The sequence below is a fragment of the Microbacterium sp. Z12_35 genome, assembly GCF_058310475.1.
In genome coordinates, this window is sequence record NZ_JBZEGJ010000001.1 from 2,155,526 (window position 1) to 2,175,946 (window position 20,421).

Here is a 20,421-nt window from a genome sequence, read left to right on the forward strand (position 1 = left end):
ATGCCCGGCCCCGCCGCCCCGACCGCTGCGTTCACCGTCGCTCGCAGCCGCACCGGGCGGCGGGTACTCATCGCGCTCACCGTCGTCGTCCTCGGTGCGAGCGGGATGCTCCTGACTCCGGTGGTCTTGCTGGCCGCCGCCATCGGAGCCGGCGTACCGGCGCCCGCACCCGACCAGCCTCTCGCTGAGGCCCCCGCTGCGTCCGGCGAATGGGGGATGCCGCTCTCCGGCGAGTTCAGGAAGGGCCGGGGCTTCGGCCACAACCCCGTCATCGGTTGCGCCTACTGCTCGGTCAACCACCAGGGGTACGACATGGCGCAAGGATGCGGCAGCACCATCTACGCCGCCGGGCCGGGCACCGTGATCACCGCCGGGAGCTACCAGGGATACGGCAACACCGTGCGTATCGACCACGGCGACCGCCTCGTGACCCTCTACGGGCACATGCAATGGACCTCCCTCCGGGTACAGGTGGGGGACACCGTCACCGCTGGTACGGCGCTTGGCGCGGAGGGCAATACCGGAAAGTCCTTCGGCTGCCACCTGCACTACGAAGTCATCGACCACGGCGCCTCGATCGACCCCGCCCCCTTCATGAGCTCTCTCGGACTGGCTCTGCCCTAACCACTCCCCCTGGATAGAAGGAGAATCACATGCCCCTCTCGCACCTGGTGAACGTCCCGGACATCACTCCGGACTTTTCCGCCCCCTTCTTCGGGGGCTTCCAAGTGATCGTGTCCTATGTCCTCGCCGCCGGAATGCTCGTCGTCCTCACCATGCTCATCGTCGCCGGCGGCTCGCTCGCCTTCCGCGGCGCCGGCAACGAACGCGTCCGCTCCTGGGCCGGAGAACACATCCTCTGGATCTTCCTCGCCGCCGCCATCCTCGGCGCCGTCAGCGGCATCTTCCAGTGGTTCATCAACTTCGACTTCGGCTTCTGATGCGCACGCTGCGCACCCTCACGGTCGCCGCAGCCCTCGGCCTCGCCGCCCTCCTCAGCGCGGCACCCCCTGCGACCGCCGCGACCTCGGGCTACGCCTTCGCAGCGGCATCCCCTGCCCCCGTCGACGGACTGTCCTGGTCCGCCCCGAGCCACCCGGTGGAGTGCACCGCGGAAGGCAACCAGGTGTCCTGCACCCCTACCGACCCCCGAGAAGTCCGCGCAGCCACCTGCTTCCTCGGGCTCCCGATGGGCGGCACCGTCGCCACCGTCTGCACCACCTACGAAGGCCACCACGACGCCCTCCGCGCCGCTGGCGGCGACCCGGTCATTGTGCAGTACGGGTGCTCTGTCGGCGACGTGGTCTGCATCTCGTTCGAGAACGCCGGACGCGGCGCCGCCATCGCGTCCACCACGGCCATGCACACCGTGCTCACCGCGATGAAGTTCGACACCAGCACCGCCCTGTGGTCCGCGGCGACCGGGGAATGGTCGTTCTGGGCCTGGGCGATCCTGATCGTGCTGCTCGGCGCGATGATCTGGGCGATCACCGCCGCCATCGTCGCCCGCGACCGCGACGCGCTGTTCGGCGCGATCATCCGCTCGTTCCTCGCCATCCCCGCCGTCCCGCTCGGGCTCTGGATGACCGGCCTGCTCCTGAACGCGGTGGACGACCTGTCCTGGTACATCCTCAACCGCGACGGACCTGGGGGGCTTTTCTCCGCACTGCAGGGGGTGATGTGGGCCGGCGGTCAAGCCAACTACTTCTTCGCGTTCGTCATCCACGGGCTCCTCATGGTCGCGATCTTCCTGCTCCTGATCGTGTTCGCATTCCGCAACCTCGCCCTCGCCGCGCTCATCGCCGTCGCCCCCATCGCCTGGATGCTCTTTCCCGTCCGCACCCTCGGCCCCCAGTGGGTGATCCGATACGTTTCCGCCGTCGTCGCGCTACTGCTCACCACACCGCTGACCATCGGGTTCTTCGCTCTCATCGTCAACGGCCTCGCCGGGATCACCACCATCTGGGACCCGCAGTCCTGGCCGCTGATCCTCGGACTCGTGCTCGTGGCCTTCGCCCCGTTCGCCGTGTTCGGGTTGTTCTCCTTCGTCGGCGGCGCGGCCGTCGACTCCATCGGGTCCCGCATGGGCAGCACCGCCGCCCGCTCCACCACGAACGCCGGCCGCACCCTCGCCCGCATCCCCTCCCGCCTGGGCAGCTCCCCCGCCGGAAACCGCCCCACCCCCACCCGCGCCGCCACCACCACCACGGCAACGACCACCCGCACCGCGACCGCGCGCACGGTCCCCCGACCCGCTGCGGCAGCGAATTCACGTCGCACCGAAAGTCCCGCCGGCCGCCCGACGGCGCAACCCTCCCCCGCGGCGCCGGCGAGCTCACCGCCTCGTACCGCATCACCGCCCGCAGCTGCGGCGCCCTCGCCTGCCCCGACTCCGACCCGGAGGTCCTCATGACCAGCACCAGCGCCACCGACCCGGCTCGCCCCGTCCGCCTGCCCCGCCGGTCACGTCAGGGCATCGTCCTCGGCATGGACGCCTGGCAGATCGCGTGCGTCACGATTGCCGCTGCCACCATGCTGATCGGCATCAACCGGTTCGGCCCCGCCGGGCTGCTGTTCGCCGCCCCCGTCTATCTGCCCTTCGGGATCCTCGCGCTGGTGCAACTGCAAGGAATGTCCGCACCCCGCCTATTCGCGCTGTGGCTGTCGAAGCAGGCCCGCCATGCGGCCGGCGCAACGACACAGCAGTATCGACCAGAGCACCCGGTCAAGGAGGGCACCCTCAACCTCCCCGGGACGCGTGCGTCCGTGCAGATCTGGGATGTCGAAGGCATGGCCTCCGCCTACAGCCCGCACGAACGCAGCGTGTCCATCACCGCCGAGCTCGAGGTGCAGGGCTTCCTGATGAAGGACATCCCCGAACGCCGCGACCTGGCGCAGCAGTGGGCGAACGTGCTCGCAGCGTTCACGCAGCGCCCAGGCGTCAAACGCGTCACCCTGCAGGAGCGCACCACCCCCACCACCATCCGCGCCGCCCGCGCCCACCTGGACGACATCACCGCCCGCCTGAACGGCGCCCCCGCCACCGATGTCGCCGATAACTACCGACGAGTGATGGACACCTCCGAGCGGTTCGCGGTCGCGCACCGCAACTTCCTCACCCTCACCCTCGACCTTCCCGCCCTCTCCGCCCAGCTGAAGGCCCTGGGAGGTGGCGCCGAAGCGGTGCAGCGGCTCGCCGCGATCGAGGCCCAGAACATCACTGACGCGCTGCGAACCGCGCGGATCACGGTGCGCCGCTGGCTCACCCCTCGGGACCTCGCCGCGCTGTCCCGCACGGCGTTCGACCCCGAGTTCCTTCCCACCGTGCAGAACCGCGACGCCGGTCACGAAGGGGTGGCACTGTCGGCGATCGGGCCGATGTATCTGGAAGAGCCGCGCGGGAAGAACGGCATCGTGATCACCGACTCCGGCGTCCACACCACCATGTGGATCCACGAATGGCCCCGCTCCGACGCCCCTATCGGGTTCATCTCCCCGCTCGTGTTCGCCCGCCACCCGGTCACCGGTGAAGCCGTCACCCACATCTTTTCCATCGTGCTCACCCCGGTCCCGGTGGAGAAGGCGCTGCGGCGCATCCGGGAGGAGAAGAAGGTGTGGCGGGGAAACCAGAAGATGCGCGCCCGCCGCAACGCCGACGGCTCCGCCGCCGACGAAGCTGACTGGCTCGCCCTGGAACGCCAAGAAGAAGAGCTGGTCGCCGGGCACGGCGAGTTTCGGTATGGCGCCTACCTCACCATCACCGCCCCCGACGAGGAACAGCTCGAGCAGTCCATCGCCGGCGCCCGCAACGCCCTGTCCCAGGTCGGCATGGAAGCGCAGATCTTGTACTGCCAGCAAGCCGAAGCCCTCCTCGTGAACGCCCTGCCGCTGGGGATGGGGATGAAGTGATGACCCGCAAAGTCGTCCACATCGCCCCCGCGAACCAGACCCGCGCCGACCGTCGCGCCCGCGAGATAGAGATCCGCACCGCCCTGCGCAACGGCGCGACTCAGCAGAACACCAGGGACAAGCGGGGGCTGCCGGAGCCAGCGGTGCCGGGACCGTTCGGTCCCGGGCTCGGGAACGGCGGTTACTGGAACCTTGCACCGATGCGGGTGCCGGGGCATCAGGCGACGTCGCAGCACCTCGCCGGGATCTACCCGTTCGTGGCCGACACCGGGCTCGGACACCGTGGCCCGATCGTCGGGGTCGACCTGAACGCGGACGCGCTGTGGCACTTCTCCCCCTGGGAGACCTACGCCGACGCCACCGAGCGGGGTGCGTTCTCCACCAACATCCTCGTGCTCGGCGCTTACCGGTCCGGCAAGTCCGCCACCATCAAGACCCTCGTCGTCCGCTCCCTCGCGTTCGGCCACCAGGCCGTCGTTCCCTCCGACAGCAAGGGCGAATGGGTCGCGGTTGCCGACGCCGTCGGTGGCACCGTCATCCGGCTCGGCCACGACACCCACACCCGCCTCAACCCTCTCGCCCGCGGCCCCCGCCGAACCGGCACCAGCGACGAACAACACGAGCAGATGGTCCGTCAACGCCGCATTGCCACCCTCATCTCCCTGATCGAGATGGCGCTCGGCGGCAAAGCCCTCACCGCACCAGAACACGCGTGCATCCACCTCGCCCTCGAACGCGCCATCACCGCGACTCGCGACCACCCCACCCTCCGCGCCGTGTACGCCGAGGTGATCCGGATCGCCGGCGGCGACACCGACGACCCTGACCTGATTCCCGCCTCCTCCGGACCCCGCTACGTGCTGCGCCGTTTCGTGGACGGCGACCTCTCCGGGCTCTTCGAAGACGAATCCACCGTCGTGTTCGACGAGAACTCCCCCCTCGTCGTCGTCGACACCTCCGAGCTCTTCGCCCGCGGAGAACTCGTCGCCCAGCTGACCCAGGTGTGCGCGACCGCGTGGATCCAGGCCGTGATCTCGGACCGGGACGCGCACCGCACCCGCTACGTCATCCGCGAAGAAGGCTGGCGGGACATGACCTCGCTGGCGGCGCTGCAGATGTACCAGCAGTGGCTGAAACTGTCCCGCCACTACGGAATCAGCAACATCGTCATCCTGCACAAGATGGGCGACCTCGACGCCGTCGGTGCCGCCGGCTCCCAGGAACGCCACCTCGCCTACTCGATGGTCGGCGACATCGAGAACAAGTTCATCTTCCGCGTCAACCACCAAGAACAAGCCGCCCTCCGCGAACGCCTCAACCTGCCTACCGCGCACGTCGACATGGCCCGGCAACTCCGCAAGGGCGAGTTCATCGCCTACGTCGGCCAGTTCTCCTACCTCGTCGACTGCTTCTCCACCTCCACCGACTACGAATACGACCTGTTCAAAACCGACGACGCCGTCCTCCCCCACACCGACATCGACCTTGACCCGGCCGTGGTGCAGCCGCTGCGGATCGACGAGTGGTGGCCGAACCCAACGGAAGAACCGGAGTCGAGCCTGACCGGCTGGCTCACCGCAGAAAGGGAAATCGGATGACCCTGCTCAGCCCCCACCCACAAGTGCACGCCACCGTTCACGGCTCCACCGCCACCCTGATCACCCCGCACGGCGACCGGGAACTCATCGACGCCACCGCCGGGCAAGACGTCCGCGGCCGGGTCCTCACCCGCACCGCCACCATCGCCTCCGAACTGCACGAAAGCGTCGAACTGCAAACCACCGGCGACCGTGGCGAACACCGGCTCCTCGTCAACCCCAACGGAACCATCACCCGCCCAGACCACCCCGCCACCCGCCGCGAATCTCGAACCACCGAACCCGGGAATCACGACATCCCGGAACGCCCGGAGTCACAGACTGCGGGAGGCATGGGCGACGAGACCAGCCAGGCGCCGGATGCCACGGCCGCGGAGCCGGAGCGGCGCCCGTCGTTCATCAGCGGCCCTGAACGAGCACCGCAGGCACAGATGGGATGGCGCGGGGCGCTCGCTCGGGTCGGCTTCACCGTGAAGCCGTCGGCACGTGAAGTGAAGCGAGAGGTGGCGGTGCGGGCGGTATCGCAGCACTGGGCCGGATGCCGCACGATCGCCGTGGTCAACGGCAAAGGCGGCGTCGGCAAGACCATGACCACCGCCATGCTCGCCGCCGTGTTCGCCCGTCACGGCGGGGGCGCCGTCCTGGCCTGGGACAACAACGACACCCGCGGCACCCTCGGCTGGCGCACGGACACCGGCCCGCACGACGCCACCGTCCAAGACCTGCTCCCCGAAACCAGTCGGCTCCTTGAGCCCGCGGCCGGGATCGCGGACATCGCCGGGTTCGTGCACCACCAGACCGCCGACCGGTACGACGTCCTCCGCTCGAACCCCGAACTGCTCGCGGTGCGTCAGCGCATCGAAGCCGACGAGTTCGATCGACTGATGACGGTCGCCGCCCGCTACTACCGGCTCGTCATCTTCGACTCCGGCAACGACGAATCCGCGGACCGGTGGCTACGGATGATCGACTCCTCCTACCAACTCGTCATCCCCACCCTCGCCTCCCCCGAATCCGCCGAGTCCGCCGCCCTCCTCCTCGAAGCCCTCGCCGCCCGCGACGAACGCTCCGCCGCGCTCGCGACACACGCCGCCGTCATCGTCACCCAGGACGACCGGCACGCGACCGCAGAGGCGAACCGCATCATCGAAGGGTTCACCGGCCGAGTCCGCGCCGTTCACCACGTCCCCTTCGACCCCGCCCTCAAGAGCGGGCCGCTGCGCTTTGACGCGCTACGCCCAGCGACACGCGACGCGTGGATCGCCGCCGCCGCAGCCACCACCACCCACCTGTGACCGGGGCCGTCATGAACACCACATTCGCCGACACCTTCACCATGCTCGACCAGTGGGCGCCCCTGATCGTGGCGGGGCTCGCCGGCCTCACGCTTGCCCTCGCCACCCACTGGCTCCTCAATGTCCTGCGGCGACGGCGCGACACTGTGCTGCGCGACCTCGAGCTCGGCATCCCCGTCAAACGGCGACGGCTGCCGCTCCGGGCTCACGTTGTCGTTGGTGCCGTCGCCGGCGGAGTCCTGGGTGCGGCGGTGCTGTGGCCGTGGCTGCTCTTGGCCGCCGCGCAGCAGGGACTTCCCGCCTCCGCGATCGTTCCCGGGCTTGTGGGCGACAGCATCCTTATCTCCCTCATCACCGCACCCGTGGCCGCCGGCGTAGTGGCAGCACGTCGACGCTGGACGGAGCGGACGGATGCGGCACGAGAGGCGGGGCTCGCCTTCCGGATTCGGGCGTCGGCGCACCGGTATCAGCCGCAAGAGGAGGACTGGTGATGCCCGCCCGCCTCAGCTCCGCGCTGCTCCCTGCCGCCCTCACGGGCGTCATCCTGTTGGCGATGGCGTTCGCCGTCGTCGCCGACACGCTTATCGGCGCGGCGTGCGGGGCGCCTCCGGTCGCGAACAGCCCGATCAGCGGACTGTGGTTCGCCGTCACCGGTGACCCCGCCGCCTACACCGTTACTCCCGGCTGTACCGTTCCGGCTCTTGGCATCCGCCTTATCGACGCCATCCTCGTCCTTCTGGTCATCGGCGCGGCACTGTTCGCCTGGGTTGCGTACAACCGGTATCTGCAGTCCGACGCGCATTTCATCGCCGACCTCCGCACCAGGTCGGGGTTCGCCAGCGGCAGCGAGATCGCAGCGCACCTGTCCAAGCGCGCCGTCCTCGCCCGCGCCTCCCACCTCCGTCCCGACCTCACCCGCCCCGCCCCGACCGACGTCGGGTGGCGGATCGGGCGGTCCCACGGCCGCGCCGTGTACGTGTCCATCGAAGACTCCGTCGCCCTGGAAGGCCCGCCCCGCTCGGGCAAGGGGTACCGGGTCCTCATCTCCGCGATCCTCGACTGGTCAGGCCCCCTGGTAACCACCTCCACCACGAACGACAACCTCACCGCCACTTTGCGCATGCGCGCGCAACGCGGCGACGTGCACGTGTTCGACCCGCAAGGCCTCACCGGCATCGCCCACCCGCTGCGCATCTCCCCCATCACCGGGTGCGCCGACCCGCTGGTCGCGATGCAACGCGGCGACGCCATCATCACCGGCACCGCGCTGGGCGCCTCCTCCAGCAACGGCGAATGGGCGCAGGCATCCTCCGTCGTCCTCGGCCGGCTCCTGCACGCCGCAGCCGTCGGCGGGCGCAGCATCGCCGACCTGTACGACTGGGGATCCAGCCCAGCCCTCGCCCGCTCCGCGGTGGACATCCTCCGTACGGATGGCGCCCCCGGCTGGGGCGACAGCCTGGAAGCCGTCATCGCCGGCGACGAGAAGCTCGTCTCCTCCATCTGGTTCGGCGTGCAAGGCGCCGTTGCCCCCCTCGCCGTTCCCCAGATCCGTGCCGCGCTCAGCCCCACCCGCGCTGACCGTCCCTTCGACCCAGCGGAGTTCCTCACCGGTGAGAACACCCTGTATCTGATCGGGTCCGCATCCGGTGCGTCAGCGATGGGCGGGTTCCTCGGCGCTCTCCTGGACGACGTCGTCGACGTCGCCCGCACGAAGGCGCTCGCCTCGCCCGGCTCCCGCCTCCGCCTGCCGCTCGGGCTCATCTTGGACGAGATCGCGAACATGTTCCGGTGGGCGAACCTCCCCCGCACCATGGCGGATGGTGGCGGTCGCGGGATCTGCACTTTCGTCGTCCTCCAGGCCCTCTCTCAAGCGGAAACGTCCTGGTCCCGCGCCGAGGCCGACACCATCTGGGCCGCCGCAACCGCAAAAGTCCTCCTGGGCGGCGCGTCCCACGTGGCCCACCTCCGTGACATCGAGGCGCTCCTCGGCAACCGCGAAACACGCCGCACCCAACAGTCCTGGTCCACTCGGCAGGCCGGCCGCAACACCAGCGAACACATCGAGCGCCAGCCCCTGATGAGCGTTGACGAAATCCGACGGATGCCGCCGACCACCGGGCTCCTCGCCTATCGCAACCGACGCGGCGTGCTGCTCGAGCTCGACGGGTGGGACGCCCGCTCCGACGCCGCCGCGATCCGCGCCGGAAAGAAGGACGCCGAACGTGAGCAGGTCGCCACCTTCGCCGCCCGTGCCACACCCACGGAGGAGGCGTCGTGAGCAACGCCCGCCGCGGCACTGTCCGCAACATCTACCGAACCGGATACCTGCGGTCCGCCGCCTGGTTCCGCCGACGCGACCGCTGGTTCCGCACCGAAGAACGCCACGGACCACCCGTGACCTGCGCCGGCTGCGGCCGCCCTGGTACTCGCCGCACCCTCGAGCTGCACCATTTCTCTTACCGCGGCGTGTACGTCCGCGACGGCAGATGGCTCGCCGCAGAACACCACGACGACCTGACGGCGCTGCACCCGTTCTGCCACGAACTCGTCCACCGCCTCATCGACCGCGACCGCGTCCTCGCGCACAACCGTTCCCACCGCGACGCCTCCCTCGTCGCTATCCGTCGCGTCCGGGCCGCCCTCACCCGGCATGAGGAGGCCGCACGGTGAGCACGCCCGAGTACGACCCGGAGGTCGAACAGCTCCTGCTCAAATCGCTCGGTCTCGACCCGACCCGCCGCGACGGTGACTCGGGGTTGATCGGTGGCGGAACGATCAACTGGCGCACGCTCCGGGACGAGGACGCGGCCGAGGCGTGGGAGGCGTTGCGGGCGTGGGTGGAGTGGTTGACCACCCGCTACAACATCCCCGTCTCCACCGTCCCACCCTGCTGGTGGCAACACGACGCACTCGTCGAAGAACTCTCCGCCCTGCACACCGCCCACGTCGCCGCGTTCGACCCCTCCGATACCGGCTTCGGCCCGCTCAGCTGGCACGAACGGCTCGCCGTCGCCACGCCCCGCCTCACCCGCGCCTACGGCGGCGGCTGCTCCACCGAACACCGCCCCACCAAACCCCGCACCTGGGACGGCGCGACCGACGAGACCGCATGGACCGCGTGGACCACAAAGGCCCACGCTCACCCGAGCACCCACCCGGGCGCTCCCCACCAGAAAGAGAGAACCACACCATGACCACCAGAATCCCGGTCACGCTCGAGGGCAACCTCACCGCGGACCCCGAACACGGCCGAGGCGACAGCGGCAACGAGTACGCCCGCTTCACCGTCGCCGTCAACGACCGACGACTCAACCAATCCACGGGGCTGTGGGAAGACGCCGGCACCGTCTTCCACCGCGTCGTCGTCTTCGACAAACAAGCCGCCCACGTCGCGGAATCCCTCCACAAGGGAGACTCCGTGATCGTCGCCGGCGACCTCCGCTTCGGCACCTACGTCGACAAGGAAGGACAGACCCGAGAGTCACGCGACGTCGTAGCGGACAACGTGGGCGCGTCGCTCAAGTTCGCCGACGTCGCCATCGAGCGCAGCCCAAAAGCTGACGGCCCCGCAGCACACGCCCCGGGGCCGTCCGCCACACCGGCCTCGTACGCCGGCGCAGGAATCACACGCTAACCAACCATCACGTCAGAAGCGGGTGGGAGTGATGCTACTCCCACCCGCTTCCGGTGTCCCGAAGTTCCCCACTCCAGCAGTTCCGCAGTTCCGCAGTTCACAATCCCGTGATGATGTTCGTGTCACACCTCCCTGCTGCCTGATATCCAGCCTCGAAGTGAACGGCGGTCGTGCAGTGACGGCTCGTGGAATACCGGACTGAGCGCAGCGAGGGAGGATATGCCGCGAAAGGCCGGCACGGAACGGCCAGAGCGAACTACGCTGGCCCACCAGGCAGCAAGCTCGTGTAGGACCGAAAACGCTCCACTGCCGTTTCGGCCGGTGAGGGGTTTCGGCACGGAGTTTCGGCACGGCACGTCGACCTTGCGCGCACATCTGGGAGCACCGTCCCAGAAACCATCAATTTCGAGCGATTGCGGGAACCTACAAAGACCGGCCGGCCCCGATGGAAGGATGACGAGCATGAGCAACCTGCCGAGTACCGATGTCGAATCCACAGCGCCCGCGAACCGCTACGCATCCGCCCCGGCCTGGCGGGCCGTGGACGACTACTTCAGTGACGCTCTTGTGCGCGAGGACGACGTGCTGGCATCTGCGCGCGAATCTGGCGAACGCACCACGATGCCGAACGCCGAGGTTGCCGCTAACCAGGGTGCACTCCTTGGGCTAATCGCCCAACTCTCCGGCGCCCGACGAGTCCTCGAATTCGGCACCCTCGCTGGCTACTCGACGATCTGGTTCGCCCGTGCTGTTGGTCCGGAAGGGAAGGTCGTGACCTTCGAGCTCGAACCAACCAACGCAGAGGTTGCACGAGAGAACTTCCAACGAGCGGGCCTCACCGATCGGATCGAGCTTGTCGAGGGCTCAGCCGCGGATTCCGCCGAACGACTCATCGCCGACGGCACCGAACCATTCGACCTGGTGTTCATCGACGCTGACAAGCCCAGCAACCCTCTCTATTTGAAGGCTGCTCTCGAACTCACTGGTCCCGGCGCGGTCATCATCATCGACAACGTCGTGCGCGACGGTGCCGTCGCTGATGCAGGCTCGGACGATCCCCGCGTGATCGGTGTGCGAGACGTCGTCGGCGCCATCGCCGCACGAGCCGATCTGACGGCTACGGCCCTACAAACCGTCGGCATCAAAGGCTGGGACGGCCTGATCATCGCCCGTCGCACCTGATCCCTGTCCCGAAACTGCGGACGAAACCGATCGTCTGGATAGGAGGTTTCGATACGACACGCCTTTCTGGTGCATCGCCGCAGGCTCCGCGGGAGACGTCCCAGAATCGATCAGTTTCGAGCGTTTGTGGAGACCTACAAAGACTGAGTAGTCACCGTCCCCGCCGAGAGACCGATGCGGAGTTCCTGTTTTGCTCGCGACAGTCGCGAACGCGCGGTTGAAGGATTGATCCCCAGCACGGCGGCAGCTTCGTGGGAGCGGAGCCCGTCCCAGTAGACGAGTCGTACCAATTCGGCGTCATCTTCCGAGAGCCGATCGATAGCATCGCGAACATCCAGGCTCGACTCGTCCCACTCGGGGGCTGAGACACGCATGTCGTCCGCGAGCCGCTGGACCGCCAATGATCGTCGCGCCAGGGAACGGCGCGCGTCACGCAGGACATTTCGAGCGGCGGTGAACAACCACATGCGCGCGAGCATCGGGTCACTGGGTAACCTGCGCCGAGACTTCCAGGCCACGAGCATCAGCTCTCCGAACGCTTCGCCGGCATCAGCCCCGTCAGGTGCCCGGCGTTGGAAGTAGCGCAGCAGATCGTCCTCATTCGCTCGGATGATCGCTTCAAACTCCGCGACCGCGTGCGATGACCTCAGCGTCCGCATGCGTCGCTTTGACTGTAGATAGAAATGGGGCTCCCGTAGGTCTCCGAGTCCGGATAGCCGAGCGCGTCAAGATGCGCCCAAAGCTGCACACTGATCGTGTCGAGCGCGGCATCGAGCTGCCGTGCGGCATCGCTGCGGGCGGGTAGCTCGCCGCTCGCCTCCCGCGCTTTCAGCTCGGCTTCCCTCGCGGTGGTGTCGAGCGCCGAGACATCGATCGAGGCCAGGAAGGCTCGGGCGTCGCGAACAATAGGAGAGTCATCAACCACCGTGTCGTCATGCTCAATCCGCATGCCCTGAAAACAGCTCGTTCCGTCGATCTGAGTCGCTTGCGACGAGTTCTCGGCTATCCACCCCCATGGCGTTTGCACCCCGAACCCCGCCATTGCCGCCGAGCCACCACCCACCAGCACAACTGAGGCCACCACACTCGCCACCGCCATACGGAGCCGGCGTCCTCTACCCGCGCGGGCCTCGCGAAGTATGCGCGCACGGTGCTCAGCCAAGCCCACAGCGCCAGACACGTGCGGTGCGGCCGCGCGGATTCTCGAGTCCAGGTCGTCGTACATCGGTTTCGCCCCTTCGCTAGCGTTCACCTTGTACATGGCCGCAGCGCCCTGAACTGTCCATGAAGGCCAGAATCTTCTCGTGAGTTTCGAGCGATTGCGGAAATCTACACTGAGCTGTGTCGTCAGATGGGAGGGCCACGTGAACCACGAGGAGCCTTTAGAGGGCGGCAACGCGAGCGGCGGGGTCGTCCGAATTGGTGGGACTGTCCGCAAGCCCTGGTCAGCTTCGACGGCGAGCGTTGTCGCCTTCGTAGAAGCGCTACGGTCGGCCGGCGTGGATGCTCCGGCTCCGATGGGAAGGGACGAGCACGGGCGACACGTGCAGGAGTTCGTGCCAGGGACGCTCGCGGTCAATGCTGATCCACTTTCCCAAGCGGAACTGCACCGCGTCGGCGGGATGGTGCGAGCCATTCACGACGCGAGCGCGACCTACGTACCGTCGGAAGACGCAATTTGGGAGACGGCAATACCTGCGCCTGCCAGCGAGCTCGTGTGTCACAACGACCTCGCTCCTTGGAACCTGCTCATCGGGGAGCGCTGGATGTTCATCGATTGGGACGCGGCCGCCCCCAGCACTCGCGTGTGGGACCTGGCATATTCCGCCCAGGCGTTCACCCTGTCGGACACGTCCCGCAACGCGCGCCTTGCTGCTGACGACTTGGCGGCGTTCCTTGATGGATATCGCGCGGACGACAGTATGCGCCGCCTCCTTCCAGACGTAATGGCCGAGCGCACGGCAGCGATGTACAACCTGCTGCGCACATCGCACGACTCCGGCAAGGAACCTTGGGCATCGATGTTCACAGCCGGCCATGGCGATCACTGGTCTTCCGCGGACAACTACGTTCGCTCTCATCGCAACACGTGGTTGGAAGCGCTCCTGCCTACCTAATGACCCGAAACCCTGTGCCGAGATCAAACGTCCCGTAACCGGGTTTCGATACGAACCACGTTTGCGGCACCTTGTGACCGGGGTCGGGTTACGCCGTCCCGGAACCGATCAGTTTCGAGCGATTGCGGAAATCCACAAACCGGGTGGGTGCGCGTTCTTGGCGATGTCCACCCGACGCACCCTCCATCACGCGCCGCAGGTGGACACATCAGTTGGCGCGGCGTCGACGATCGCGGTCGTGACAGCCGTCCATCCAACAGTGGTGCCAGCCGCCACGGCAACGCCGCCATAGCCTTCCAGGGCGACCCGCCGCTCCCCGATGAATTGTCCGGTTGCGGTGTCGATGATGATCTCTTGCCGGAAGGCGTTGCTCGTTTCATCACGCCCGATGGCGATGCCTGTGGCTCCGTTGAGGGTTGCCTGTCCGTCGGTGATGGTCACACCAGGGATCAGCGCGGCCGCTTGATACATGGCGGCGCGATATTCGGCGGGCACCGCGCCCCCGCGTAACGTGTCCGCGATCCACACGAGTGCCTGGCCGTCGCGAGAGGGGCCCGATCCATCGTTGAGACGATAGATCTCCGCCAGCAGCTCGCCCGGTTCCAACGGAAGCTGCGTGAAGTCATCACTTGCGCCGCCCGGAACGGTGAATCCACCCACCGGGTTGCCGAACTCGGCCTTTCCGTCTGGCGATTCGTACTTGACCCTCCCGCCGGGCATTTCTATGAGGTGCCCGGCGGGCCCCTCCGTCATCGAGGGGTCCTGCTGCGCCGCCAGCTCGGATTTCGGGCCGAAAGTTCCGGCCACGCTTCTCCGGCATTGGATCTGCCACCAGGTGTCCTTGGGATCTGCGGGACGGAATAGTTCCAACTGCTCCCGCTGCATGTAGTACTGAGCCTCGACCGTGTTGAGGTCCTGAACCTCACCGTTCACCCGGGCGGCATCCACGTCCTCCTCAAGCCATGCCTGTGTCATGTATTCGGCGTCGGTGCGCACGCGCAGGTATTGGCCAGGAGCGAGCTGAGGGTCGGTCACTTCAAGGGTGGCGATAGCTGCGGCGTTGAGCACGTCGGCAGCTGCCGGATCGGCGCCGCCGTGCCAGCCTCCGACTCCGAATACGTTGCTGCCGATGAGCGCGACCGTTAGGACACCCGCGGCCAGGGCGGAGAACCCGGTCCACGCCACGGTGCGGCGTCGACGGCGGCGCAGCGGCAAAGGGGTGAGGGATGTGTCGTCCCCCACGGCTGCGAACGGCGCGTACGGAGTTTCCGCTTCGATCTGGGCGAACAGCGCCGCACGTCCGCGAGCAACACTGGCCGGAGTGCGCTCGGGGATGTCAGTCCGCGCTCGGCGCAGGAGCGAGATTTCGTCCATGGCTCTGTTCCTTCTCTCGGCTGGAAGCCGGGTCGATAGCGGCGCGCAGCTTGCGGCGCGCGCGGTTCAGTCGTGAACGGACCGTGCCGACCGGGATGCTCAGCGCTTGGCTGATGCCCTCGTAGTCGAGTTCCCCAAACGTGTGCAGCAGGAGGGTGTCGCGGTCGCCGGTGGGGAGGCGGGCGAGTGCTCTGCCGAGGCGGCGGATCAGGCGCTTCGCGTCGAGGCGCGCGTCGGCGGCGTCAATCTGGTCGATGTCGGTGCGGGCGAGGTCCGACACGAGCATGCCTCGCCACGCCTTCGCTTCTGTCCGCGCGTATTGCCGCATCAGTGTGGTGGCGATTCCAAGCAACCACGGTCGCGCGTCCTCGCTCCCCGTGAAATCTCGACGGCGCGTGAACGCGACAAGAAACGTCTCCGAGGCAATGTCATCCGCCTCGGACGCGCCCAGCCGGCGAGCTGCATAGCGAAAGATGACGCGCTCGTGTCGGTCGTACAGTTCGGCGAACGCCGCTGGCTGCTCGATAGAGCGGCGGATGATCTCGCCGTCGTGGGTGGTCACACTGAGTATTGTCCGATTTAGCCGCTCGAGTTCACGGCAGTTTTCTGCGGACAGGGTGAGGTGCAGCGGCTCTAAGTGGGGGCGACGCACCGTTCCGAACATGTGCCCGAAACCGATCCTCCCGAAACCACGTTTTGAATAGGCCCACCTTTCTGGGACGCCCGATGAAGGGTGGCTGATCATCGTGCCGGAATCGATCAGTATCGAGCGATTGCGGGAACCTACAAGATCGCGGTTCCCATCATCGACTTGTCGAGGTTCGAGGGGTGGTTCGGAGTTAGCCTCGCTGGGTGGGACGACGGAACTATCTCATCGAGGGCGGCTCAGGTACCGGCAAGACATCCGTGTGCCACGAACTGCGGAACCGTGGGTATCAAGCGATCAACGGCGACCGGCGTATCAGGGCGACCCCGAGACGGGCGAGCCGATCGCAGGCCTTTCCGGTGTAGCCGCTCATAGCCATCACCTGTGGCGGGTAGAGCAGGTGACATCTCTCGTCGAGGATGACAAGGAGCCCATGACATTCTTTTGTGGCGGCTCGAGGAACATCGCACAGTTCTTGGATCTCTTCGACGCCGTCTTCGTGTTACAGGTCGACATAGAGACGTTGCGCAGGCGTCTGGACGCCCGTCCCGGTGACGAGTGGGGCGCGCACGGGCGCCACGCCGAACGAGACCTGATCGAACGGTTGCATTTCAGCGGCGAGGAAATCCCCGCAGGCGGTATCCCTATCGACGCGACGGCTCCCCTGGATGCTGTGGTCGACGACATCCTTCGTCGAGTGAGTTAGGAACAAGACGTCTGAGTGCAGCCAGCCCTGCACCGCCAAGAGCAGCGGGGACCGAAACTGCGTACCGAAACCAATCGTCCCGATACGAGGTTTCGAGACGATCGACGTTTCTGGGACGGCCGATCCGGCGTACCGGCGAGCGTGCCGGAATCGATCGTTTCCGGGCGAGTGCTTGGGATACTGGCCAAATGGACGAGGGAGCGAGTAGACGTCGATCAATCGCGTGGCTGACTGTTGGCATTGCGTCGGTGGTGCTGATGGCGGTGCTGGCGCTCATCCCGTCGACGGTGCACCAGATTGTCGACGACGACAACCACCCCGGGTACACGACGGTGTGCTCATCGGTGGTGGCTGCGGGGTGGCCACGCGACCTCCCCACGGGTGACGACAGGAGAGTCGCCAATGGGATCATTTCAACGGATACGTCGGATCCTCCTTACGATGCTTGCCAGACACGCCGGTCGCTTTTCGTCAGCGGAATCGCCTTTCTCGCCGTGCCAGCAAGCTCACTCATCTTCCTCGCCATGAACGGTCGCCGTCGCACCGAGCGCAACGAGGAGAATCCCTCACAGTATCGTCAGTCCGACGTGCCTGATCCGCGCGCGGACTAGCCGTCATTTGGGCTGGAATGTGCCCACCGACCCGTCGCTGAACCGATCGTTTACGGGCGCGGTTGGACACGAACTGCGACGGCTGTTGGAGTCCATGACCGCGGCAGGGATCGAGGGCCTGGTGGCTAAGGGAGCCGGCCAGGCATACCGCGGCGGTCAACGGCAGTGGGTCAAGGTGAAGCACCGCGACACCCTCGACGTCGTATGCGCCGCGGTGATCGGTCCGCGGCAACGTCCTGAGGCTCTGGTGGTCGGCCTCCCCATCGACGGTGAGCTGCGGATCGTTGGCCGGTCTCGGCCACTCCGAGCTATGGCCTCCTGCGCGCTGGGTCGGATACTCAGCCCACCCGAAGGGCCGGCCCCTTGCCGACTGAGGTTGGGGCCGGGAGCCCTCGACCTCTTCAACAGCAGCGGTCGCGACGTGATCCATCTAACTCTCGTCGACCCGATGGTGGTAGATTTCTCCGCCGATGTCGCGATGACCGGACACTCCTTCCGCCATGCGGTGCGATTCTTGCGCCCGTCAAGAGCTGCCGGTCGACGAAGTGACCGCCGGACCGCTCAGCAGTTCTCCGATGCGGCGGCGGGGACGAACGGGCGATGCCGCGCGAAACGTCGAGCAGCTCACGGGGACGACCCGTTAGGCCGCGCATCACAGCAAGTTCGGAACGGAAGGCGTTGCGGTGCCCCTACTTTGGGCAACGACAAAACGCTTGTCTATGAATAGGATTGCCTCCGTTGCTTCGGGGGAGGCAGAACTATGGGGTTCAAAGTCCGCAAGTCCATCAAGATCGCGCCTGGCGTGCGCCTGAACGTGTCGAGCAAGAGCATCGGGCTGTCGGCGGGAGTGCGCGGTGCGCGGGTAAGCATCAACAGCAGCGGCCGGGCAACTCGAACCATAGGCATACCAGGCACGGGAATCTCGCACACGAAGTCGTACACCTCGGGAGGCGGTAAACGCCCCAGCCGCCCAAGGCAGCAGGCTCAGCCGGTGGAGCCCCCCAAGCCGAAGAGAGCGAAGCCGGGGTTGACAGCTCCAGCCTGGGAAAAGCAGCTGTTCAAGCACGTCACCGGCCAGCCGGACGCAGCAGCCATCCACGCCATCGGGCAGCAGCACCCTCCGGCCGCATCTACCGCGGCTATGGTGGAGGTCCTTCGCGTGACACTCCCCGCGCATGATTCGGAGCGCACGCGCACCCTGCTCGGTTGGCTGTTCGATACCGGTTATGACCCGACCACCGATGCGTTCATCGGCAAGTACATCGAACCCGCCAACATCAGCGTTCCGATCGCGACAGGCGTCACAGCAGAAATGCCGTGGGGCCGGCAGGCCCTCGGGCTTCTCGCGGCCGAACTCGAGCAGGAGACTGGGAACCACGAACGAGCCATCGCGCTCGTCGAGCAACTGGAACCGACGACGGTCGCCGCAGTCTCCCTCGCGGAGCTGTACGCCGAAATGAATCGGTGGGCTGACATCGTCGATCTTACGAATGGGCTGACCAACGACGACGTTGCTGCGACCTTCCTCCTCATCCAGCGGGGTACTGCGCTCAGAGAACAGGGATACTTCGAAGCTGCACGGGAGTCGCTGAAGGAGGCGCTGCGGGTGCGGTCCCGCGCAGCCGAGCTTCGGCACCTCGCACTGGTAGCGCGTGGACACACTTACCTCGCCGAGGGCAAGAAGGCGATGGCGCGAAAAGACTACGAACGGGTCCTCGCGGAGGACGCATCGTACCCGGGTCTCTCGGAGATGCTGGCGGAGGTAACCCCGTGACCGGTCCGGGACCGGGCTGGTACGACGACCCGCAGATCGCAGGCGGGACAAGGTGGTGGGACGGCCAGAAATGGACGCAGCACGCTGCGCCACCTGCGCCGGCTGTGGGTACCGTGCCGCCCCCTCCTGCGGCGCAGCCTGGGCTCCGGCGGCGCATCCCCACATGGCTCTGGATCGTAGGCTCCATCGTCGGCGCCCTTGCGGGTATCTTCCTCTCGCCTTTGGTCGCAGCCATTGCGCTGGTTGTCCTCATCACCGGCATCGTCGCGCTGGTAAGGAACAAGCCGACCTGGTTGCGTTTCCGTTCCAGGAACACCGCTATCGTCGCCACTATCGCCTCGGCGGTGGTCTTCTTCATCACCGGCAGCATTTCCTCGGCGGTGTACCCCCAGAACCAGGAATCGGCCAACGATCGACCGGTATCGGTCGCTAGCTCTTCCTCGCCCCAGACACCCACCGCAACACCTGCGCCCACGGCGTTCGAAGACGACGCGACGGCACTGGCCGCGTTCGCCGGAGAAGCCGGGACAGTAAGAGACGCATCCGCAACCGCCGGACAGACGGCACTGGCCGTGCTTGCGACCCTCGAGGTGAAGGGCCGCGCCGCCAAGACCGGATACGACCGCGATGAGTTCGGACCGAGGTGGCTCGACGTCGACCGCAACGGGTGCGACACCCGCAATGACATCCTGGCCCGCGACCTCGCCGACGTCGTCCGAGCCGGCGGGTGTCGCGTCACCAGCGGCACGCTGACTGACCCGTTCACGGGCGCGTCGCTGAACTTCGTACGCGGGGAAGGCACGTCCGAGCTGATCCAGATTGACCATGTTGTCGCCCTGGGCGATGCCTGGCAGAAGGGCGCACAACAACTCTCCCCCGACCAGCGAGCGACGCTGGCGAACGATCCCCTCAATCTTCTGGCGGTGGCCGGCAAGGCGAACGCGCAGAAGGGTGACGGAGACGCCGCCACGTGGCTTCCGAGCAACACCGCTTTCCGGTGCTCGTATGTTGCACGTCAGGTTGCGGTGAAGGCGACCTATGGGCTTTGGGTCACGCAGGCCGAGAAGGACGCGATTGCGCGCGTCCTTGAAGACTGTCGTGAAGAGCCGGTCCCGACATCGTCGTTCGCGGCACCGGCACCGGTAGCCGAGCCTTCTCCCGAGCCCGCTCCCATCGAACCCGCTCCGGCTCCTGCACCTGTTCAACCCGCACCGGCACCCGTCGCACCCGCACCGGCACCCGTTCAGCCCGCACCGGCCCCAGCCGCTCCCGCACCGGCACCGGCAGCCCCAGTCAGCGCGTACTACGAGAACTGCGACGCCGTCCGAGCCGCCGGCGCGGCGCCCATACGCGCGGGTGATCCCGGCTACAGCCGGAAGCTCGACCGCGACGGCGACGGCGTCGCCTGCGAATAGATCTCTGCGACGTCGCAATGCCGGGGCACTTCTTCCGCCAGCCGCGCGATTCCTCCGCGCAGCCGAGCGACGGTCGACGAAGCGACTGTTGAGCGAGTAGCACCTCCAGGACGGACTCAGGAGTCGGCAGGGATCGGCCCCATGAGCGGTTCAAAGGCGG

At 67.0% G+C, this 20,421-nt stretch carries 21 protein-coding genes; 17 read left to right on the forward strand and 4 right to left on the reverse strand.

What is annotated here, in order from left to right:
- The 12 genes from AC4FS1_RS10350 to AC4FS1_RS10405 all read left to right on the forward strand — a co-directional run bounded on the left by AC4FS1_RS10350 (window position 1) and on the right by AC4FS1_RS10405 (window position 11,618).
- The gene (locus AC4FS1_RS10350) at window positions 1–624 is read left to right on the forward strand and encodes a M23 family metallopeptidase (RefSeq protein ID WP_491154761.1); all 624 of its coding nucleotides are present in this window, start codon (window positions 1–3) and stop codon (window positions 622–624) included.
- Window positions 625–653: 29 nt separating this feature from the next.
- Window positions 654–941 carry a hypothetical protein gene (locus AC4FS1_RS10355; RefSeq protein WP_491154762.1) on the forward strand — a complete coding sequence of 96 codons (288 nt, stop codon included), beginning with the start codon at window positions 654–656 and terminating at the stop codon, window positions 939–941.
- Complete coding sequence (locus tag AC4FS1_RS10360; RefSeq protein ID WP_491154764.1) at window positions 941–2,413, forward strand: hypothetical protein; 1,473 nt, start codon at window positions 941–943, stop codon at window positions 2,411–2,413. Before AC4FS1_RS10355 ends, AC4FS1_RS10360 begins: the two co-directional genes overlap by 1 nt.
- Complete coding sequence (locus tag AC4FS1_RS10365; RefSeq protein WP_491154766.1) at window positions 2,410–3,909, forward strand: SCO6880 family protein; 1,500 nt, start codon at window positions 2,410–2,412, stop codon at window positions 3,907–3,909. The genes AC4FS1_RS10360 and AC4FS1_RS10365 overlap by 4 nt, the downstream gene beginning before the upstream one ends.
- Window positions 3,909–5,507, forward strand: a complete 1,599-nt coding sequence (locus AC4FS1_RS10370; RefSeq protein ID WP_491154768.1) for a hypothetical protein — start codon at window positions 3,909–3,911, stop codon at window positions 5,505–5,507. Before AC4FS1_RS10365 ends, AC4FS1_RS10370 begins: the two co-directional genes overlap by 1 nt.
- The gene (locus tag AC4FS1_RS10375) at window positions 5,504–6,802 is read left to right on the forward strand and encodes a MinD/ParA family ATP-binding protein (protein WP_491154771.1); all 1,299 of its coding nucleotides are present in this window, start codon (window positions 5,504–5,506) and stop codon (window positions 6,800–6,802) included. The genes AC4FS1_RS10370 and AC4FS1_RS10375 overlap by 4 nt, the downstream gene beginning before the upstream one ends.
- Before the next feature lie 11 nt (window positions 6,803–6,813).
- A complete protein-coding gene (locus AC4FS1_RS10380; protein WP_491154773.1) occupies window positions 6,814–7,293 on the forward strand; it encodes a hypothetical protein in 480 nt (159 codons plus the stop codon).
- A complete protein-coding gene (locus AC4FS1_RS10385; RefSeq protein ID WP_491154775.1) occupies window positions 7,293–9,080 on the forward strand; it encodes a type IV secretory system conjugative DNA transfer family protein in 1,788 nt (595 codons plus the stop codon). Before AC4FS1_RS10380 ends, AC4FS1_RS10385 begins: the two co-directional genes overlap by 1 nt.
- Entirely contained in the window at window positions 9,077–9,472 is a 396-nt protein-coding gene (locus tag AC4FS1_RS10390) for a hypothetical protein (RefSeq protein WP_491154777.1), read from the forward strand. Before AC4FS1_RS10385 ends, AC4FS1_RS10390 begins: the two co-directional genes overlap by 4 nt.
- Entirely contained in the window at window positions 9,469–9,996 is a 528-nt protein-coding gene (locus AC4FS1_RS10395; RefSeq protein ID WP_491154778.1) for a hypothetical protein, read from the forward strand. The genes AC4FS1_RS10390 and AC4FS1_RS10395 overlap by 4 nt, the downstream gene beginning before the upstream one ends.
- Entirely contained in the window at window positions 9,993–10,436 is a 444-nt protein-coding gene (locus AC4FS1_RS10400; protein WP_491154780.1) for a single-stranded DNA-binding protein, read from the forward strand. The genes AC4FS1_RS10395 and AC4FS1_RS10400 overlap by 4 nt, the downstream gene beginning before the upstream one ends.
- 462 nt (window positions 10,437–10,898) lie before the next feature.
- Window positions 10,899–11,618, forward strand: a complete 720-nt coding sequence (locus tag AC4FS1_RS10405; RefSeq protein ID WP_491154782.1) for an O-methyltransferase — start codon at window positions 10,899–10,901, stop codon at window positions 11,616–11,618.
- Between the two features lie 134 nt (window positions 11,619–11,752).
- On the opposite strand, the gene AC4FS1_RS10410 is transcribed toward AC4FS1_RS10405, so the two are convergent.
- Both AC4FS1_RS10410 and AC4FS1_RS10415 read right to left on the reverse strand, forming a co-directional pair.
- Window positions 11,753–12,277: an RNA polymerase sigma factor gene (locus AC4FS1_RS10410; RefSeq protein ID WP_491154784.1), complete on the reverse strand. Its 525-nt coding sequence runs from the start codon at window positions 12,275–12,277 to the stop codon at window positions 11,753–11,755.
- Window positions 12,265–12,843, reverse strand: a complete 579-nt coding sequence (locus tag AC4FS1_RS10415) for a hypothetical protein (protein ID WP_491154786.1) — start codon at window positions 12,841–12,843, stop codon at window positions 12,265–12,267. The genes AC4FS1_RS10410 and AC4FS1_RS10415 overlap by 13 nt, the downstream gene beginning before the upstream one ends.
- Window positions 12,844–12,982: 139 nt before the next feature.
- Here AC4FS1_RS10415 and AC4FS1_RS10420 point away from each other — a divergent pair, with 139 nt between their 5' ends.
- Window positions 12,983–13,735: a phosphotransferase gene (locus AC4FS1_RS10420; protein WP_491154787.1), complete on the forward strand. Its 753-nt coding sequence runs from the start codon at window positions 12,983–12,985 to the stop codon at window positions 13,733–13,735.
- Between the two features lie 186 nt (window positions 13,736–13,921).
- Here the strand turns inward: AC4FS1_RS10420 and AC4FS1_RS10425 are convergent, their stop codons facing one another.
- Window positions 13,922–15,109, reverse strand: coding sequence for a CU044_5270 family protein (locus AC4FS1_RS10425; protein WP_491154789.1), 1,188 nt, complete (start codon window positions 15,107–15,109; stop codon window positions 13,922–13,924).
- Window positions 15,072–15,671 (reverse strand): RNA polymerase sigma factor, encoded by a 600-nt coding sequence (locus AC4FS1_RS10430; RefSeq protein WP_491154791.1) that lies wholly within the window; start codon window positions 15,669–15,671, stop codon window positions 15,072–15,074. Before AC4FS1_RS10430 ends, AC4FS1_RS10425 begins: the two co-directional genes overlap by 38 nt.
- Window positions 15,672–16,155: 484 nt before the next feature.
- Here AC4FS1_RS10430 and AC4FS1_RS10435 point away from each other — a divergent pair, with 484 nt between their 5' ends.
- From AC4FS1_RS10435 to AC4FS1_RS10450, 4 genes are all read left to right on the forward strand, one after another.
- Window positions 16,156–16,461 (forward strand): hypothetical protein, encoded by a 306-nt coding sequence (locus AC4FS1_RS10435; protein WP_491154793.1) that lies wholly within the window; start codon window positions 16,156–16,158, stop codon window positions 16,459–16,461.
- Window positions 16,462–16,649: 188 nt separating this feature from the next.
- Window positions 16,650–17,072 carry a hypothetical protein gene (locus AC4FS1_RS10440; protein ID WP_491154794.1) on the forward strand — a complete coding sequence of 141 codons (423 nt, stop codon included), beginning with the start codon at window positions 16,650–16,652 and terminating at the stop codon, window positions 17,070–17,072.
- Between the two features lie 760 nt (window positions 17,073–17,832).
- A complete protein-coding gene (locus AC4FS1_RS10445; RefSeq protein WP_491154795.1) occupies window positions 17,833–18,846 on the forward strand; it encodes a DUF4236 domain-containing protein in 1,014 nt (337 codons plus the stop codon).
- Entirely contained in the window at window positions 18,843–20,261 is a 1,419-nt protein-coding gene (locus AC4FS1_RS10450; RefSeq protein WP_491154797.1) for a GmrSD restriction endonuclease domain-containing protein, read from the forward strand. The genes AC4FS1_RS10445 and AC4FS1_RS10450 overlap by 4 nt, the downstream gene beginning before the upstream one ends.
- Window positions 20,262–20,421: the final 160 nt, after the last annotated feature.

Bases quoted from the DNA above. Each gene is read 5' to 3' on its own strand.
- AC4FS1_RS10350 (WP_491154761.1), top strand. From the start codon at position 1: ATGCCCGGCCCCGCCGCCCCGACCGCTGCGTTCACCGTCGCTCGCAGC.
- AC4FS1_RS10355 (WP_491154762.1), top strand. From the start codon at position 654: ATGCCCCTCTCGCACCTGGTGAACGTCCCGGACATCACTCCGGACTTT.
- AC4FS1_RS10360 (WP_491154764.1), top strand. From the start codon at position 941: ATGCGCACGCTGCGCACCCTCACGGTCGCCGCAGCCCTCGGCCTCGCC.
- AC4FS1_RS10365 (WP_491154766.1), top strand. From the start codon at position 2,410: ATGACCAGCACCAGCGCCACCGACCCGGCTCGCCCCGTCCGCCTGCCC.
- AC4FS1_RS10370 (WP_491154768.1), top strand. From the start codon at position 3,909: ATGACCCGCAAAGTCGTCCACATCGCCCCCGCGAACCAGACCCGCGCC.
- AC4FS1_RS10375 (WP_491154771.1), top strand. From the start codon at position 5,504: ATGACCCTGCTCAGCCCCCACCCACAAGTGCACGCCACCGTTCACGGC.
- AC4FS1_RS10380 (WP_491154773.1), top strand. From the start codon at position 6,814: ATGAACACCACATTCGCCGACACCTTCACCATGCTCGACCAGTGGGCG.
- AC4FS1_RS10385 (WP_491154775.1), top strand. From the start codon at position 7,293: ATGCCCGCCCGCCTCAGCTCCGCGCTGCTCCCTGCCGCCCTCACGGGC.
- AC4FS1_RS10400 (WP_491154780.1), top strand. From the start codon at position 9,993: ATGACCACCAGAATCCCGGTCACGCTCGAGGGCAACCTCACCGCGGAC.
- AC4FS1_RS10405 (WP_491154782.1), top strand. From the start codon at position 10,899: ATGAGCAACCTGCCGAGTACCGATGTCGAATCCACAGCGCCCGCGAAC.
- AC4FS1_RS10410 (WP_491154784.1), bottom strand. From the start codon at position 12,277: ATGCGGACGCTGAGGTCATCGCACGCGGTCGCGGAGTTTGAAGCGATC.
- AC4FS1_RS10415 (WP_491154786.1), bottom strand. From the start codon at position 12,843: ATGTACGACGACCTGGACTCGAGAATCCGCGCGGCCGCACCGCACGTG.
- AC4FS1_RS10425 (WP_491154789.1), bottom strand. From the start codon at position 15,109: ATGGACGAAATCTCGCTCCTGCGCCGAGCGCGGACTGACATCCCCGAG.
- AC4FS1_RS10440 (WP_491154794.1), top strand. From the start codon at position 16,650: ATGGACGAGGGAGCGAGTAGACGTCGATCAATCGCGTGGCTGACTGTT.
- AC4FS1_RS10445 (WP_491154795.1), top strand. From the start codon at position 17,833: ATGGGGTTCAAAGTCCGCAAGTCCATCAAGATCGCGCCTGGCGTGCGC.